We start from the raw sequence: 16,938 nt of genomic DNA on the forward strand, positions 1-16,938 counted from the left end.
TCAACCGTCGGCCTGCGCCAGCTCCGCGATCATGGCGAGCATTTGGCTGGCCTGTTCCTTCCGGCAGATGAGGAGGTCTGGCAGGTAGACGTCGCTCTGGTTGTAGACGAGGGGTGATCCGTCGATGCGCGAGCAATGGAGGCCATGGGCGAGCGCGACCGCGACCGGGGCCATGGAGTCCCATTCATATTGACCGCCCGAGTGGAGATAGATGTCGGCCTGACCCAATATCACGGCCATGGCCTTGGCCCCGGCGGACCCCATGGGCACCAGTTGCGCACCCAGCCTTTCCGCGATCGCGACCGCTTCCTTGGCCGGGCGGGTGCGGCTGATCACCATGCGCAGCTTGTCCGGCGCCGGGGGCAGGGCGCGGGGCTGGTCGGAGCGCAGCAGCGTGCCGCCGTCCAGACCCGGCAGCGCGACCGCGCCGATGGCGGGCTGGCCGTCGATGGCAAGCCCCACATGCACCGCCCAGTCGGCACGTTCCTCGCCATATTCGCGGGTGCCGTCGACCGGGTCGACGATCCACACCCGGCTCATGGCGAGCCGGTCGGGATTGTCCTTCTCCTCCTCCGACAGCAGGCCGTCCTCGGGCCGCGTCTCGCGCAGGGCGTGGCAGAGGAACTGGTTGGCGGTCTGGTCCCCGGCCTTGCCCAGCGCCTTGGCGCTGAACAGCCCGCTCTCGCGCACATTGACGAGGATGCGCCCGGTGACCTCGGCCAGATGCGCCGCGAGGTCGGCGTCGCTCAATGTCGCGATGTCGATCCGCTCGCTCATGGGATCAACCTCGCGACGATCGCTTCGGCCGCTTCATCGGCGGTCATGGCGGTGGTGTCGATGCGGATCTCGGGGTCTTCGGGCGCCTCATAGGGGCTGTCGATGCCGGTGAAGTTCTTGAGATCGCCGGCCCGCGCCTTCTTGTAGAGACCCTTGACGTCGCGCGCCTCCGCATCGGCCAGCGGGGTGTCGATATGCACCTCGATGAACTCGCCGGGCTGCATCATCTGGCGCACCATGTCGCGCTCTGCCCGGAAGGGCGAGATGAAGGCGGTGATCACGATCAGCCCCGCATCGGTCATGAGCCTGGCCACCTCGCCCACACGGCGGATATTCTCCACCCGGTCGGCATCAGTGAAGCCCAGATCCTTGTTCAGCCCATGACGCACATTGTCGCCGTCGAGCAGGAAGGTGTGCCGGTTCATTCTGGCGAGTTTCTTCTCGACCAGATTGGCGATCGTCGACTTGCCCGCGCCCGACAGCCCCGTGAACCACAGCACGGCCGGCTTCTGGTTCTTGAGGCCCGCGTGGAAGTCGCGGGACACATCGGTCGCCTGCCAGTGGACATTTTGCGCCCGCCGCAGCGAGAAGTGCAGCATCCCCGCCGCCACCGTGGCGTTGGTGATCTTGTCGATCAGGATGAAGCCGCCCAGCGTGCGGTTCGTCTCATAGGGTTCGAACACGATCTGCTTGTCGGTCGACAGATTGGCGATGCCGATGGCGTTGAGGTCCAGCGTCTTGGCCGCCAGATGCTCCATCGTGTTGACGTTGATCTGATATTTGGGCTGCTGGATCGTTGCCGTGACCGTTTGCGTGCCGATCTTGAGCCAATAGGGGCGGCCGGGCAGCATCTCCTCATCCGCCATCCAGACGATGGTGGCTTCGAACTGGTCGGCGGCCTGCGGCGGATTGTCCGACGCCGCGATCACGTCGCCGCGCGAGCAGTCGACCTCATCGGCAAAGCAGAGCGTGACCGACTGGCCCGCGACGGCGATGTCCAGATCGCCACCCAGCGTCACGATGCGGCTGACCGTGCTGGTCTTGCCCGAGGGCAGGACGCGGATCGCATCGCCCTTGCGCACCGTGCCGGTCGCGATCTGGCCGGAAAAGCCGCGAAAGTCGAGGTTCGGGCGGTTGACCCACTGGACGGCCATGCGGAAGGGCTTGAGCTGGTCGGAGACCTGGTCGACCTCGACCGTCTCCAGATGCTCGATCAGCGCCGGTCCTTTGTACCAGGGGGTGTTTTCCGACGGGCCGGTGATATTGTCGCCCTTGAAGCCGGAGATCGGGATCGGGGTGAAGGCCTTGATGCCGATCGAGTGGGCGAACTCGGTATAATCCTTCAATATGCCGTCATAGACCGCCTGGTCATAGTCGATCAGGTCCATCTTGTTGATGGCCAGCACGATGTTCCTGATGCCGATCAGATGCGCCAGATAGCTGTGGCGGCGGGTCTGCGTCAGCACGCCCTTGCGCGCGTCGATCAGGATGACGGCAAGGTCGGCGGTGGACGCGCCGGTCACCATGTTGCGGGTATATTGCTCATGGCCCGGCGTGTCGGCGACGATGAACTTGCGCTTTTCGGTGGCGAAGAAGCGATAGGCGACGTCGATGGTGATGCCCTGTTCGCGCTCGGCGGCGAGGCCGTCGACGAGGAGGGCGAAGTCGATCTCCTGCCCCTGGGTGCCCACGCGCTTGCTGTCGGCCTCCAGCGCGGCGAGCTGATCCTCGAAGATCATCTTGCTGTCATAGAGCAGGCGGCCGATCAGCGTCGACTTGCCGTCGTCCACCGAGCCGCAGGTGATGAAGCGCAGCATCGTCTTGTGCTGGTGCACCTCCAGATACTGGTCGATGTCCTCGGCAATGAGGGCGTCGGTCTTGTAGATGACATCTGCGTCCGACATCAGAAATAACCCTCCTGCTTCTTCTTCTCCATGCCGGCGCCGCCAGCATCCTTGTCGATGGCGCGGCCCTGCCGTTCCGATGTGGTGGTGAGCAGCGTTTCCTGGATGACATCAGGCAGCGTCTTCGCCTGGCTCTCCACCGCGCCGGTCAGCGGATAGCAGCCCAGCGTCCGGAAACGGATCGAGCGCATCACCGGCTCCTCGCCCGGCTTCAAGGGGAAGCGTTCGTCATCGACCATCAGCAGCATGCCGTCCCGCTCCACGGTCGGGCGCTCCTCGGCAAAATAGAGCGGCACGATCGGCACGTCGTTCAGGTGGATATATTGCCAGATGTCCAGCTCGGTCCAGTTGCTGATCGGGAAGACGCGAATGCTCTCGCCCTTGTTCTTGCGGGCGTTGTAGAGGTTCCACAGTTCGGGCCGCTGGTTCTTGGGATCCCAGCCGTGCGAGGCGGTGCGGAAGGAGAAGATGCGCTCCTTGGCCCGGCTCTTTTCCTCGTCGCGGCGCGCGCCGCCGAAGGCCGCGTCGAAGCCGTAGAGGTTGAGCGCCTGCTTTAAGCCCTCCGTCTTCCACATGTCGGTGTGCAGCGGGCCGTGGTCGAACGGATTGATGCCCCGTTCCTGCGCTTCGGGATTATGATAGACCAGCAGTTCCATGCCGCTCTCGCGCGCCATGCGGTCGCGCAGCTCGTACATCGCCTTGAACTTCCAGGTCGTGTCCACATGCAGCAGCGGGAAGGGCGGCGGCGAGGGATAAAAGGCCTTGCGCGCGAGATGCAGCATCACCGCCGAATCCTTGCCGACGCTGTACAGCATCACAGGCTTCTCGGCCTCCGCCACAACCTCGCGCAATATATGGATGCTCTCCGCCTCCAATCGCTCCAAATGCGTCAGCCTTTTCGAATCGATCATCGTTCACCGCCTTGTTTCGTGACGCTCACATGACAGAAGCGGGGAAAGACTGGACCTCCCATATGGGAGGATATACATATTAGCCATGCGACTGGACGACGGTGGATTATTGGCGGCTCTCCATGAGGGTATGTTCGAGCAACCCCTTTGGCATGGGTTCCTTGAAAAGCTGCGCGCCCGCTCCGGCGCCGCCTATGTCAGCCTGGCGTTCCGCCCGGTGGACGAGGAGCGGATCGTCGAACTTTATGCCGGGCCGCCCACGCCGCTGCACCTTGATAGGCTGTTCAACGAAAAATATGTGCGCGACCCCTTGCCCTACCGGCGGATGCGCGAAGCGCGGGTCTATACGCTGGACGAACTGCTCGACCCCGGCGACGCTGTGCAGCAAAGCTATCGCGCGGAGTTTCTGGAGCCGCTGGGCATCACCAATATCCGCTCGGTCCGTGTCACGGAGCCGAGCGGCATGGACGCATGGCTGACCTGCGCGGGCGGTCGTGAAGTAGGGTCCGCCGTCGGCGCCCTGTTGACTGCGCTGGTGCCGCATCTGCGCATCGCGCTGCGCAGCTTCGTCGCGTTCGAACGGGAAAAATTCCGCTCGTCCGTGACTTCGGAGGCGTTCGGGCGGCTCAATTTCGGCTGGCTGATGCTGGATGCGCGCTGCCGCATCGTCGACATGACCCCGCATCTGGAGCAGCTTTTCCAGCGATCGAGCGTGCTGCGGCGGGGCCGCTACGATCGGCTGATGCCCGCATCCCCGGCCGTGGACCGGGAATTGACCGCCCTGGTCAAAAGTTTTGCGGAGGATGCGGAGGGGCGGCCAAAGGCGATCAATCTCAGCCGCGATCCGCTGCTCGACATGCTGGTGCGTCCGATGCGGGACCGTTCCCTGTCCGCCCAGTCGCCGCCGGTCGCCATCGCTTATATCAGCGGCGATCGTTGGTCGCAGGCGGACCGTTGCGACCAGTTGGTCGACCTGTTCGGCCTGCTGCCCAGCGAGGCGCGGCTGGCCTGGGCGATCGCGCAGGGCATGTCGATCAGCGAAGCGGCGGACGATCTGGGGCTGACGCTGGAGACGGCGCGCAACTATTCGAAGAAGATCTACGCCAAGACCGGGGCGCGGGGGCAGGCGGAACTGGTGCGGAATATTTTGACGAGTGTGCTGGCGCTGGCTTGAAGGGGCGGCCGCTCAATCCGCGGCGGTGGAGCAGGTTCGGACCTTCTTCCTGTCGCAGGGGATGAAATGGCAGGGCGCGTTCTTGTCGTCCGGCGCAGCGGGCTTGCGCTGCCAGGGCGGAGTCCAGCCCGGCGGCGCCGAACCGCAGAACCAGGGGCTTTGCGTGGCGGAGGCGGGCGCGTGGACGGCCGTCAATGGGATGACGGCAAGGAACGCCAGCGCGCTAGACCGCATGGCTGAACCGCTTTTCCGCCGGTTCCAGATAGGCATCGAAACAGGCGGCGATGCTGCGCGCATAAGGCAGCGCATCCCGCGTTAGCGCGATGCGGCCTTCGCTCAGACGGACGAGACCCAGCCGCTCGAAGCGGCTGAAGTCGGGCATGGGAAGGGCCGTGCCGACATGCGCCTCTCCCTGGCAGAGCAAAGCCTCGATGATGCGGCCGCGGCGGCGGTCCTCGGCTGAGCGGAAAGTGCCGCGGGTGGCGGATAATTGCCCTGCGTCCACCCGTTCGCGCCAGGGGCCGGCCTGCTTCTCATTCTGCACGATGAGATCGGGGAACTGGCTGATCGCGCTAGCGCCCAGGCCCAGCAATATCTCCGCCGGATCGTCGGTGAAGCCCTGAAAATTGCGGCGCAGCCGGCCTTCGCGGGCGGCGCGGGCCATGCCGTCCTCCGGCAGGGCGAAATGGTCGAAACCGATCGCCGCATAGCCCGCGCCGGTCAGCATTTCATATCCCTGCGCCGCCATGGCGAAGCGGGTGGCGAGATCGGGCAGGTCGCTGGCGTCGATGCGGCGCTGGCGGGGCAGCAGCCGGGGCATATGGGCATAGCCGAACAGGGCGATTCGGGCGGGCCGCATCGCAATGGCGGCCTCCAGCGTGGCGGCGAGATCGTCCGCCGTCTGGCCGGGCAAGCCGTACATCAGGTCGAAACCGGTCGCGATCCCGGCGGCGCGAAGCTGGTCGACGGCGCGCTCCACCATGTCGAGCGGCTGGATGCGGCCGATTCGCGCCTGGACATGCGGGGTGAAGGTCTGCACGCCCAGATTGACCCGGTCGACGCCCATGGCGGCCATGGTCGAAATCCATTGCCCGTCGAGACGCCGGGGATCGAGTTCGACCGACAATTCGGCATGATGCGCATCGAAACAGAGCAGTAATTGCTGAAGCAGGCGGACGAAATCGACCAGCGGCAGGCTGTTGGGGCTGCCGCCGCCAAAGGCGATGCGCTGCACCCGGCCTTTGCCGTTCAGCCGCCCGGCGACGGTCGCGATTTCCCGCTCCAGCGACTCGACATAGGCGGCGAGGCGCTGGACCCGGTTCGCCGCGCCCGTGTTGCAGCCGCAATACCAGCAGATGTCGTGGCAATAGGGGATATGGACATAGAGCGAGAGCGCGCTGTCCCTTTCCACCCCGTCCAGCCGGGCGGCAAGCTCCGCCGCGCCGACATCGCCGCTGAACTGCGCGGCGGTGGGATAGCTGGTGTAGCGCGGCACGGGCCGGTCGAGCAGGTAGGGATGAAAGGTCCACATCATCCTGACTCAGGCCGACACTGGATGACCAGCCAAAAGCCACGGATTTCCGTGGCTTTTGCGAGCTTGCCGATTAGCCAACTCAAGAGAATTCGCGATAAAAATTGCGATAAACATGCTGAATTGCTCCGGCTGAGATATTCCTACCGCTAGGAGCCGGCATCGGCCATAAGCGTCGAGAGGAATATACGCGACCGGTTGCGCCTGCATCTTGATTTATCTCAATCAAGGACTCGAAATTTCAGTTGGCGATGTTGTGGATTTTTCCTTCACGCGCCACGGTGACGCCGGCCATCATCATACTAGGCCAGTCCGGTGTCCACATGGTGTAATGGCGGCGGTGAGACCCGCCGGGCCACCGCCGATAACAAGACAGTCCAGGATATTCAGTGGGCCTTCGCCATCAATTCGGCCTTGCGCTCGGCAAGCTGGGCGCCCAGCGCCTTGAGGTCGAGGTCGCTGGCGCGGCTTTCCGGAAACATCTCCTTCTCCTCTTCCTTGACATGATGGTCGATATATTCACCAAGCACCGTCACCTTGGCGTCGAACAGCCGGTCGGCGGCCGTCATGGCCTGAATTTCGGCGATCAACTGCTTGGCGCTGGCATGTTCCACCTCCGCCTCATCGAGCAGATCATCGTCGTCGATCGCGGCGCGGGCGGCCGGATAGTAGATTTCCTCCTCGATCTGGGCATGAACCGTCAGCGCCCGGCAGATCTTGTCGGCCAGCGCCTGCTTATCGGCCACATCCTCCAGACCTTCATATTGCTTGAAATAGCTTTTCACTTCCTTGTGATCGGCTTTCAGCAGGCTGATGGCGTCGGGGGATCGCGACGCAGCGCGTGCCGATTTGCGGGCCGGTTTAGAGCCGGGCTTGGTTTGACGGGATTTCGTAGCGGTCTGGGGTGAAGCCATATTCATTCTCCTGAGAAGGGGGAGCGCGAAGACGCGTCTCATGGAACTCGCGATCGTCGGCCATAGATCCCCGACAAAGCGCGTAATTAACTTCGCTCAATATGATTATGGCGGGACGTCATCCATGCTTGCCGATGAGTGGAGAAAGCCGGTCTTGCCAATGGAGAATCAAAACCTACTTATTGTGCAGTGCAGCAAGATGGTTATAGCCACGCCTGTGCAGGCTCGCTCCATCAAAGGATACTGCAATGCGGCCCCTCTCGGACACGATCTCCCGTCTTGCGGCGCTTCGCCTCGTTCCCGGCCATATGTCCGACGACCCCGGACGCTTGAGTGCGCTGACGGATTTCGGATCGAACCCCGGCGCTCTTCGGGCGCGGACATATATTCCCGGAAAGTTCGATGACGGGGCCGCGCTGGTGGTCGTTCTGCATGGCTGTACGCAGACGGCGGGAGGATATGATATCGGATCGGGTTGGTCGGAAGTCGCTGATCGCCATGGTTTTGCGCTTCTTTTTCCTGAGCAGCAGCGGCAGAACAATCCCAATCTCTGCTTCAACTGGTTCTCCCCGGAGGACAGCCGGCGAGGTTCGGGCGAAGCTCTTTCGATCCGGCAGATGATCGCGGCGATGGCCGTGCGCCATCGGATCGACCCCACGCGGATATTCGTGACCGGCCTGTCGGCAGGCGGCGCCATGACGGCTGTCATGCTGGCGACCTATCCCGAGCTGTTTGCGGGCGGCGCGATCATCGCCGGGGTGCCCTATGGCTGTGCCCGCACCATTCCAGCAGCCTTCGACCTTATGCGCGGCCATGGCGTTCCTCCCGAAGCCAAGCTTGCCGCGCTGGTCCGGGGCGCCTCCGACCACGCCGGTCCTTGGCCGACCCTTTCCATTTGGCACGGAAGCGCGGACGCGACCGTGCATCCGTCCAATGCCGGGGCGATCGCTGCCCAATGGCGCGCCTTGCACGATGTTGAAGCCGATCCGAGCCGGATCGAGCGGAGGGATGATTATGTCCGGCGCACCTGGTCGGATGCAAAGGGCCGTGACGTGATCGAGGAATATAGTATCGCGGGAATGGGCCATGGCACGCCGCTTGACACCGCAGGCGAAGATGGCTGCGGACGAAGTGGTGCCTATATGCTGGAAACCGGCATTTCCTCGACCCACCGCATCTGTCGATTCTGGAGCCTGACCGGGGATGCCGTTGAGCGGGCCCATGAGATCGAGACACCGCCTGCAAAGCGGGCGCTTGTCCCGTCGATTGCATCGCTGCAGGCTTCGTCATCCCCGCGCAGCCATGAGGAGCGCGCTACGGTTCGACTCACAGTCGCGACGGGCGTGCGCAAGGTGATCGAGGATGCGCTGCGCGCCGCCGGGTTGATGCGTTAAGGCATCATGCAGCTTCGCATACGCCACTCACCACCTACCGCTATCGCGATGCGGGCGTGCTGCAACCGCCTCATCTCATGCTGGCGTCGCGTGGCACCCGCGATCCAAATCCCTCTTGCGCCGGTTGGGGCGCAGGTTGTGACGAGAGATAATACACTCCGGTCTGGCGAGGAGAGCGACGTATCGACGTCGCAAGATTCCCAATCATCGCCGCGGCAGCGCGCCACCCATGTCAGCTACCCTGATCCTTGAGATGGACAAGCGCTTTTTTCCTTTGAAAATGCATAGGATTTGCCGGAGCTTTCCGGCATTCCTATGCGAATCCTATGTCGATCGCATAAAGCTCCACTGGAAATATAATGGGGCTCTGTGCAATGGGCGGCCTGGTAACAGCGAGTAACGGTACGGATGACGGATCAAGCGGGTGAGGGGGTGAGTCATAGCCATCCGCAAGGGAAGTTGCCCATTCTGGCGCTGGGTGCGTTGGGCGTGGTGTTCGGCGACATCGGCACCTCGCCGCTCTATGCGTTGAAGGAAAGTTTTGTCGGTCACCACCCGCTGGCGGTCGATCCGGCGCATATCTACGGCGTGCTCTCGCTGGTCTTCTGGACGATGACGCTGATCGTCACGGTCAAATATGTGTTCATCATCATGCGTGCCGACAATCATGGCGAGGGCGGCAGCATGGCGCTTCTCGCGCTGATCTCCCGCAAGCTGGGCAAGAGCCGGTGGACGCCGACCATCGCCATATTGGGTGTGCTGGCGGCGGCGCTTTTCTATGGCGACGCCATCATCACCCCGGCCGTGTCCGTGCTGTCGGCGGTCGAGGGGCTGGAGACGGTGAATGACGGTTTCGCGCCCTTCATCCTCCCCATCGCCATCGTCATCCTGATCGGTCTGTTCCTGATCCAGAAACATGGCACGGCGCGAGTGGGCGCGCTGTTCGGGCCGGTCATGGTGGTCTATTTCCTGGTGCTGGCGGCGCTGGGCATCCTCAACATCGTGCGGCATCCGGGAATTATCGGCATCATCAATCCGATGTGGGCGGTGCATTTCTTCGCGCTGGACGCGAAACTCGCCTTTCTGGCCTTGGGGTCAGTCGTGCTGGCAGTGACGGGGGCGGAGGCGCTCTACGCGGATATGGGGCATTTCGGGCGCAAGGCGATCAGTATCGCCTGGCTCTATGCCGCCTTTCCCTGTCTGCTGCTCAACTATATGGGGCAGGGCGCGCTGCTGCTGGACCTTCCTGAAGCAGCGGAAAATCCCTTCTTCCTGCTCGCGCCGGAATGGGCGCGGCTGCCGCTGGTGATATTGGCGACGCTGGCGACGGTCATCGCCAGCCAGGCGGTGATTTCGGGCGCCTTTTCGGTGACGCAGCAGGCGGTGCAGCTTGGCTTCCTGCCGCGGCTCAAAATCTCCCATACCAGCGCTTCGGCGGCGGGGCAGATCTATGTGCCGATGGTCAATTGGGCGCTGCTGTTTCTGGTCGTGCTGCTGGTGCTGGGCTTCCAGTCTTCGAGCAATCTGGCGGCGGCCTATGGCATTGCCGTTACAGGCACCATGGTCATCACGACTTGCATGATGGCGGTACTGACCTTCAGCGTGTGGCGCTGGAACCGGCTCTTGGCGGGTGCGGTGACGGGGCTGTTCCTGGCTGTAGACGGCGCCTATTTCCTGTCCAATGCGACCAAGATACCCGATGGCGGCTGGTTCCCGCTGCTGGTGGCGGCGGTTGTGTTCATCATCCTCACAACCTGGTCGACGGGTCGGAAGATCATGAATTTCTATCTGATGGAAGGCGCGATGGACGTGGAGCTGTTCATCCAGTCCGTCTCCGGTTCCCTGAAACGCGTACCGGGGACGGCGATTTTCCTCAACTCCCGTGTCGAGGGGGTGCCTCCGGCGCTGCTGCACAATGTGAAGCATAACAAGGTTCTGCATGAGCGCGTCATCATCCTGACCGTGCGGACGGAGGGGGTGCCGCATCTGCCGCTGATCGGACGGTCCGAGGTGAACGATCTGGGCGCGGGCTTCTACCGCGTGGTGCTGCGCCATGGTTTCATGGAGGAGGTCGACATTCCCGCCGCGATGAAGGCGGTGGATGGCTGCGGCGGGCCGATCAATGTCAGCCAGACCAGCTATTTCCTCAGCCGCCAGACACTGATCCCGTCCGAGAAGCCCGGCATGGCGATCTGGCGCGAGAAGCTTTTCGCCTGGATGATGCGCAATGCGGTGACGCCGATGGACTTCTTCAAGCTGCCGACGAACCGGGTGGTCGAGTTGGGATCGCAGGTGGAGATTTAGTAGTTTAACCGCCACCCCCCTCCTTCAACCGATAACCGATCCCCAATTCATTCGCGATGATCCTTGGCCGCTGCGGATCATCCTCCAGCTTCTGCCTTAGCGTACGCACCAGCACGCGCAGATATTCGACATGATGCTCATGCTCCTTGGGCCAGACCTGCGCCATGATCTGCTGATGCGTGATGACCCGCCCCGGATATTTCGCCAGTTGCGCCAGCACGCCATATTCCTTGGGGGTCAGGTGGACTTCCTGCCCTGCTTTGGTGACGATCCGCGCCATCAGGTCGATCGCCACGTCGCCCGCGCGAACCGCTGACATGCCGCCATCCTTGGTCATCCGGTTGCGCAGCGCCACGCGCACCCGGGCGAGCAGTTCGTCGGTATCGAAGGGCTTGGTCAGATAGTCGTCGGCGCCCAGATCCAGCGCCGCCACCTTTTGCTCGGTGGCGTCACGCGCCGATATGACGATCAGGCTGGTGTCCGAATGCTGTTTGATGAGCGGCACGAGTTCCAGCCCATCGCGATCGGGCAAGCCAAGGTCGAGCAGGCTGATGTCTGGCCGTTCCTCGCGCAGTTTCTCCAATGCCTCACGCGCATTGGCGGCCTCCACCGTGGCATAGTCGGCGCGGGTGAGCGCCACGTGGATCAGGCGGCGGATCTGTGGTTCATCGTCGATGATCAGAACCTTGTGGCGGCCGGATGAACGGGTGGTCATGCCCAGTTCCTCATATGATGTCCTCATCGGGCAGAGGGGATAGGATCAGCGTCTGCGGGAAGGTCAAAGTAAAGCAGGCGCCAGGAGGATCGTCACGGTTGGCGGCGGATACGCCAAGCCCCATCGCCTCGGCAAAGCCCTTGACGATGGCGAGGCCGAGGCCGGTGCCATGCTTGGCCCGGTCCGATCCCTCCAGGCGGGTGAAGGTGTCGAACACCCGGCTTTCACCGCCCGGCGGGATGCCCGGGCCTTGATCGACCACCGACAGGGTTATGGCATCGGGTAGCCGCTGACCCCTTATGGTGACGGGCGTGCCGGGATCGGCATAGCGCCCCGCATTGTCGAGCAGGTTGATGAGGATATGGTGCAGCAGCGTCGGATCGACGCGCACCAGCGGAATGTCGGGCAATATGTCGACCCTGACCTCATGCCCGGCCAGCGACTGGCGGGTGTCGTGGACGGCGCCCGCGACCGCATCGAACAGGTCGATGGGTTCCACTTTCAGGGGAAGCGCGCCTGCCTCCACCCGCGCCATATCGAGCAGGTTGGCGACGAAGCGGGTGAGACGCTGCGCCTCCGCCTCGACCGTGTCGGCAAGCTCGGAGGGATGTTGCTGCTTGAGTTCATGCACGGCCGAGATGATGGTGGTGAGCGGCGTGCGCAAATCATGGCCAACCGAGGAGAGCAACGCCGAGCGCAGCCGGTCGCGCTCGCGGATCTGGCGGGCGTCGAGCATTTCCTCCTCCAGCGCCATGCGGTCGAAGGCGATGGAGGCCTGATCGAGCAGGCTCATCAGCAAGGGCACCTGATCGGAGCGCAACGGCTCCCCCGCATCCTCCCGCGCCAGGCCCAGCACGCCCAGCACCCCGCGTGTCGTCCGCAGCGGATGGAACAGCCAGTCCGACGCGGTGAGGGTGGAGGAACCGCGTCCGGCGGGCTGCTCATTGTCCATCGCCCATTGCGCGGCGGCCTTTTCGATCTGTTCGAGGCGATCCTCCGGCGGCACGGCGGCGCGCAGTTGCGGGCCGTCGGGCGAGGGGAGCAGGAGCACGGTGCGCACGTCGAACAGGCGGCCGACTTCGGCACAAATCGCATGCATCAGCTCGTCCTGGCTGGCGGCGGCGGTGAGCTGGCGGGAGAAACCGGCGAGCGCGGCGTTCTGGCGAGCGCTGCCATGGGCGAGGTCGGCCTGGGCGCGGACGCGGGCCGCGAACTGGCTGGTGACGATGGCGACGCCCAGCAGGACGAGGATGCTGATGACATTTTCCGGATTGGCGACGGTCAGCGTGCCGGTCGGCGGCAAGAAGAAGAAATTATAGGCAAGGCTGGAGAGCAGGCCCGCGAACAGCCCCGCGCGCAGGCCGAAGGAGGCGGCGGCGAACATCACCGGCACCAGATAGAGCAGGGCGATATTGCCGAGCGCGATGGTCTGGACCAGCAGCTTGCCGATCGTGGTCATCAGCGCGATCATCAGCGTCGACCAGAGATAGTCGGTGGGCGTCCCCCATGGTCCGGCCGTCACGAGGGTGGCGCGGCGGAGATGCCCTCCATCGTCGCCGGGCAGGACATGGATTGCCACGTCCCCCATGTCCCGGACCAGCCGGTCCACCACCGACCCGTGACGCAGCTCGAACCACCAACTCCGGGCCGCCTTGCCGATCACGATCTGGGTGGCGCGGGCGTCGGTCGCATATTGGCGCAACCCTTCGACCACGCCGGGCGCGGGGATGGTCGCGGTGGTGGCGCCCAGCCGGGACGCCAACGCCATGGTGTCGGCCAGATGGGCGCGCTCCTCCGCCGTGAACTGAAGGCTGCGCCGGGTTTCGATATGCACCGCGGTCCAGGGCGCCTTCAGCGCGTCGGCCAACCGCTTGGCGGCGCGGACAAGCCCCTGTGCGCTCGGCAGTTCGCTGATCGCCACGACGATGCGTTCGCCCGCCGCAAAGCTCCCGGCCAGCGCATGGGCGCGGACATAGTCCAGCATCTGCGCGTCGACTGCCTGCGCTGCGCGGCGCAGCGCCATTTCGCGGAGCGCTGTCAGGTTCGACTTGGAGAAGAAATGGTTGAGCGCCCGGCTGGCTTCGGCCGGGATGTAGACCTTGCCCTCCTTCAACCGCTCGATCAGCTCGTCGGGGGGGATGTCGACGACCTCGATCTCCGCCATTTCGAGCACGGAGTCCGGCACCGTCTCGCGCACCCGGACGCGGGTGAAGGAGGCGACTATGTCGTTGAGGCTCTCGACATGCTGGATGTTGACGGTCGAATAGACGTCGATCCCGGCGTTCAGCAGCTCCTCTATGTCCTGATAGCGCTTGGGATGACGGCTGCCCGGCGCGTTCGTGTGGGCGAGTTCGTCCACCAGAACCAGTTGGGGATGGCGAGCCAATATGGCGTCGATATCCATTTCGGCCAGCTTGTGGCCCTGATGGTCGATTTCGCGGCGGGGAATGACTTCATGACCGGAGAGCAAAGCGTCCGTTTCGTGGCGGCCATGGGTCTCGACCACTCCGACCGCCACGTCGACGCCCGATTTCAGCCGCTGCATGCCGTCGGTCAGCATTTCATAGGTTTTGCCGACCCCTGGTGCCGCGCCGAGGAAGATTTTCAGACGGCCGCGGCCTTCCTGCGCTGCCTGACGCAGAAAGGCTTCGGGATCGCGGCGGTCCGGCTCGTTCATCGGCTTTGATTAGCGCTGATCCCATCCAGCCGTCGATTGATTTCGAGGACGTTGACGCGCGGTTCGCCCAGAAAGCCGAGGATCGGTTGCTCTATGCTCCGTTCGATCAGCGCGTGGACCCGGTTTGGGGAGAGACCGCGCGCCCTGGCGATCCGGTCGACCTGATAAAAGGCCGCATCGGGGCTGATATGGGGATCGAGCCCCGATGCGGAGGCTGTCACCAGATCGGACGGAACGGGGCGACCGGGTGAATGCAGAGACTGAATGTCCGTGGTCACGCGGTCGGCCAGCGCCTTGCTGGTGGGGCCAAGGTTGGACCCGGAGGAGGCGAGCCCGTCATAGCCCTTGCCCGCCGCCGAGGGGCGGGAATGGAAATAGCGGGCGCTGGCGAAGCTCTGGCCGATGAGGGCGGAGCCGATGGGCCTGCCGTCCTGCTCGATCAGGCTGCCATTGGCCTGGGACGGGAAGATCGCCTGCCCGATGCCGGTGAGCGCCAGCGGATAGGCGATGCCCAGCAGCAGGCCGAAGAGCAGCGTCATGACCAGCGCTGGACGCAGCGAGGTTTTGAGGTCGTTGAACATGACTGTTCCTTCCGTTGGCAGATCAGGCGAGGCCAAGCCCGATGACTGCGAGGTCTATGATCTTGATCCCCACGAACGGAGCGACCAGCCCACCCAGCCCGTAAATGGCCAGATTCCGTGCCAGCAGCGGCCCGGCGCCGATCGGCCGATAGGTCACGCCCCTCAGCGCCAGCGGCACAAGGCAGGGAATGATCAGCGCGTTGAAGATGATCGCGGACAGGATCGCGCTTTGCGGGCTGGCGAGGCCCATGATGTTGAGCACGCCCAGCCCCGGATAAAGCGCCACGAACATGGCCGGGATGATCGCGAAATATTTGGCGACGTCATTGGCGACCGAAAAGGTGGTGAGCGCGCCGCGTGTCATGAGCAATTGCTTGCCCAGACCCACCACCTCGATCAGCTTGGTCGGATCGCTGTCGAGGTCCACCATATTGCCTGCTTCGCGCGCCGCCTGCGTGCCGGTGTTCATCGCCACCCCGACATCGGCTTGAGCAAGGGCAGGTGCGTCATTGGTTCCGTCCCCGCACATGGCGACCAGCCGTCCGCCCTGCTGCTCCTTGCGGATCAGGGCCAGCTTGTCCTCCGGCGTGGCTTGCGCCAGGAAATCGTCCACCCCGGCCTCTGCGGCGATGGAGGCGGCGGTCAGCGGATTGTCGCCGGTGATCATCACCGTGCGGATGCCCATCTGGCGTAGTTCCCCGAAGCGTTCCCGGATGCCCGCTTTCACAATATCCTTGAGGAAGATCGCGCCGAGCAGTCTGCCGTCCTTCGCCACCGCCAGCGGGGTTCCGCCTGCGCGCCCGATCTCGTCGGTGATGCGGCGCAATTCCTGTGTGGGCGCGTCCTTGTCGAGGCCGGGATTGGCGCGCAATATGCTGTCGACCGCGCCCTTCTGGATGATGCTGCCGTTCCATTGCACGCCGGAAATGCGGGTCTGGGCGGTGAAGGGGATGACCTGCGCACCTTCCGGCAAAGCGGTCGCAGTCTGGCCGAATTTCTCGCGGGCGAGCAGGACGATGGAGCGCCCCTCCGGCGTCTCGTCGGCCAGGCTGGCGAGCAGGGCGGCTTCGGCGAGATCGGCCGGGCTCGCGCCGCCGACGGGACGGAACTCCGTCGCTTGCCGGTCGCCTACGGTGATGGTGCCCGTCTTGTCGAGCAGCAGCGTGTCGATATCACCCGCCGCCTCCACCGCTCGGCCCGACTTGGCGAGGACGTTGAAGCGCACCAGCCGGTCCATGCCCGCAATGCCGATGGCCGACAGCAGCGCGGCGATGGTCGTCGGGATCAGCGTGACCAGCAGGGCGGCGAGGATCGCCACCGGCACGCCGCCGCCCGCATAGCTGGCAAAGCCCGGAATGGTCCCGACCGCGATCAGGAAGATGATGGTGAGGCCGACCAGCAGCAGGGTCAGCGCGATTTCATTCGGCGTCTTCTGCCGCTCTGCGCCCTCGACCAGAGCGATCATGCGATCGAGGAAGCCATGGCCCGGATTGACCGTCACCCGCACCCGGATCTGGTCGGATATGACGCGAGTGCCCGCCGTCACCGCCGAACGGTCGCCGCCCGCTTCGCGGATTACCGGGGCGGATTCGCCGGTGATGGCAGCCTCGTTCACCGAGGCGACGCCGGAGACGACATCCCCATCCGAAGGGATGAGGTCTCCGGTTTCGACCAGCACCACGTCACCCAGTTTGAGCGCCCTGGCGGGAACGGTTTCGAAACTGTCGCCCTTCAGCCGCCTGGCGGTCAGTTCCGCCTTGGTGGCGCGCAGCGAGGCGGCCTGCGCCTTGCCGCGCCCTTCAGCCAGAGCCTCTGCAAAGGTGCCGAAGATAACGGTCAGCCAGAGCCAGATCACCAGTTGCAGCTTGAACCCCATGCCAAGTTGGTCCTGTCCGACTGCCAGCAGGACTGTCAGCAATGTCGCGACGACGGCGGTGGTGAACATCACCGGATTGCGGATCAGTTCTCTGGGGTTGAGCTTGCGAAAGGCATCGCCAATCGCGGGAACGATCAGATCGGCGGTGAAGAGGGATTTCTGGGCGGATCGAGCCATATG

At 64.1% G+C, this 16,938-nt stretch carries 13 protein-coding genes; 3 read left to right on the forward strand and 10 right to left on the reverse strand.

Annotation, left to right across the window (positions count from 1 at the left end):
• Genes HHL26_RS02800 through cysD form a run of 3 tightly spaced genes read right to left on the reverse strand, consistent with a single transcriptional unit; the run spans position 1 to position 3,592 of the window.
• A complete protein-coding gene (locus HHL26_RS02800) occupies positions 1 to 777 on the reverse strand; it encodes a 3'(2'),5'-bisphosphate nucleotidase CysQ (RefSeq protein ID WP_066562419.1) in 777 nt (258 codons plus the stop codon).
• A complete protein-coding gene (cysN, locus tag HHL26_RS02805) occupies positions 774 to 2,681 on the reverse strand; it encodes a sulfate adenylyltransferase subunit CysN (protein WP_169575802.1) in 1,908 nt (635 codons plus the stop codon). The genes HHL26_RS02800 and cysN overlap by 4 nt, the downstream gene beginning before the upstream one ends.
• On the reverse strand, positions 2,681 to 3,592 hold the full coding sequence (cysD, locus tag HHL26_RS02810; RefSeq protein WP_066562423.1) for a sulfate adenylyltransferase subunit CysD: 912 nt from the start codon (positions 3,590 to 3,592) through the stop codon (positions 2,681 to 2,683). The genes cysN and cysD overlap by 1 nt, the downstream gene beginning before the upstream one ends.
• 85 nt (positions 3,593 to 3,677) lie before the next feature.
• Here cysD and HHL26_RS02815 point away from each other — a divergent pair, with 85 nt between their 5' ends.
• The gene (locus tag HHL26_RS02815) at positions 3,678 to 4,766 is read left to right on the forward strand and encodes a helix-turn-helix transcriptional regulator (protein WP_237230147.1); all 1,089 of its coding nucleotides are present in this window, start codon (positions 3,678 to 3,680) and stop codon (positions 4,764 to 4,766) included.
• A gap of 12 nt (positions 4,767 to 4,778) precedes the next feature.
• Here the strand turns inward: HHL26_RS02815 and HHL26_RS02820 are convergent, their stop codons facing one another.
• The 3 genes from HHL26_RS02820 to HHL26_RS02830 all read right to left on the reverse strand — a co-directional run bounded on the left by HHL26_RS02820 (position 4,779) and on the right by HHL26_RS02830 (position 7,211).
• Positions 4,779 to 5,000 carry a hypothetical protein gene (locus HHL26_RS02820; RefSeq protein WP_066562426.1) on the reverse strand — a complete coding sequence of 74 codons (222 nt, stop codon included), beginning with the start codon at positions 4,998 to 5,000 and terminating at the stop codon, positions 4,779 to 4,781.
• Positions 4,990 to 6,297 carry an oxygen-independent coproporphyrinogen III oxidase gene (gene hemN, locus HHL26_RS02825; protein ID WP_066563788.1) on the reverse strand — a complete coding sequence of 436 codons (1,308 nt, stop codon included), beginning with the start codon at positions 6,295 to 6,297 and terminating at the stop codon, positions 4,990 to 4,992. The genes HHL26_RS02820 and hemN overlap by 11 nt, the downstream gene beginning before the upstream one ends.
• Positions 6,298 to 6,683: 386 nt before the next feature.
• A complete protein-coding gene (locus HHL26_RS02830) occupies positions 6,684 to 7,211 on the reverse strand; it encodes a hemerythrin domain-containing protein (protein ID WP_066563790.1) in 528 nt (175 codons plus the stop codon).
• Positions 7,212 to 7,459: 248 nt separating this feature from the next.
• Between HHL26_RS02830 and HHL26_RS02835 the strand changes: the two genes are divergently transcribed.
• Positions 7,460 to 8,605 (forward strand): PHB depolymerase family esterase, encoded by a 1,146-nt coding sequence (locus HHL26_RS02835; RefSeq protein WP_066562428.1) that lies wholly within the window; start codon positions 7,460 to 7,462, stop codon positions 8,603 to 8,605.
• 408 nt (positions 8,606 to 9,013) lie between these two features.
• Positions 9,014 to 10,909, forward strand: a complete 1,896-nt coding sequence (locus HHL26_RS02840) for a potassium transporter Kup (protein WP_066562430.1) — start codon at positions 9,014 to 9,016, stop codon at positions 10,907 to 10,909.
• 4 nt (positions 10,910 to 10,913) lie between these two features.
• Here HHL26_RS02840 and HHL26_RS02845 read toward each other — a convergent pair whose 3' ends face one another.
• Genes HHL26_RS02845 through kdpB form a run of 4 tightly spaced genes read right to left on the reverse strand, consistent with a single transcriptional unit; the run spans position 10,914 to position 16,935 of the window.
• Positions 10,914 to 11,624 carry a response regulator transcription factor gene (locus HHL26_RS02845; RefSeq protein ID WP_066562432.1) on the reverse strand — a complete coding sequence of 237 codons (711 nt, stop codon included), beginning with the start codon at positions 11,622 to 11,624 and terminating at the stop codon, positions 10,914 to 10,916.
• A gap of 10 nt (positions 11,625 to 11,634) precedes the next feature.
• The gene (locus HHL26_RS02850; RefSeq protein ID WP_066562433.1) at positions 11,635 to 14,301 is read right to left on the reverse strand and encodes a sensor histidine kinase KdpD; all 2,667 of its coding nucleotides are present in this window, start codon (positions 14,299 to 14,301) and stop codon (positions 11,635 to 11,637) included.
• Positions 14,298 to 14,882, reverse strand: coding sequence for a potassium-transporting ATPase subunit KdpC (gene kdpC, locus HHL26_RS02855; RefSeq protein ID WP_066562437.1), 585 nt, complete (start codon positions 14,880 to 14,882; stop codon positions 14,298 to 14,300). Before kdpC ends, HHL26_RS02850 begins: the two co-directional genes overlap by 4 nt.
• A gap of 22 nt (positions 14,883 to 14,904) precedes the next feature.
• Positions 14,905 to 16,935: a potassium-transporting ATPase subunit KdpB gene (gene kdpB, locus HHL26_RS02860; protein WP_066562440.1), complete on the reverse strand. Its 2,031-nt coding sequence runs from the start codon at positions 16,933 to 16,935 to the stop codon at positions 14,905 to 14,907.
• Between the last annotated feature and the right edge of the window lie 3 nt (positions 16,936 to 16,938).

The sequence above is a fragment of the Sphingobium sp. TB-6 genome (assembly GCF_012927365.1).
Taxonomy (GTDB): domain Bacteria; phylum Pseudomonadota; class Alphaproteobacteria; order Sphingomonadales; family Sphingomonadaceae; genus Sphingobium.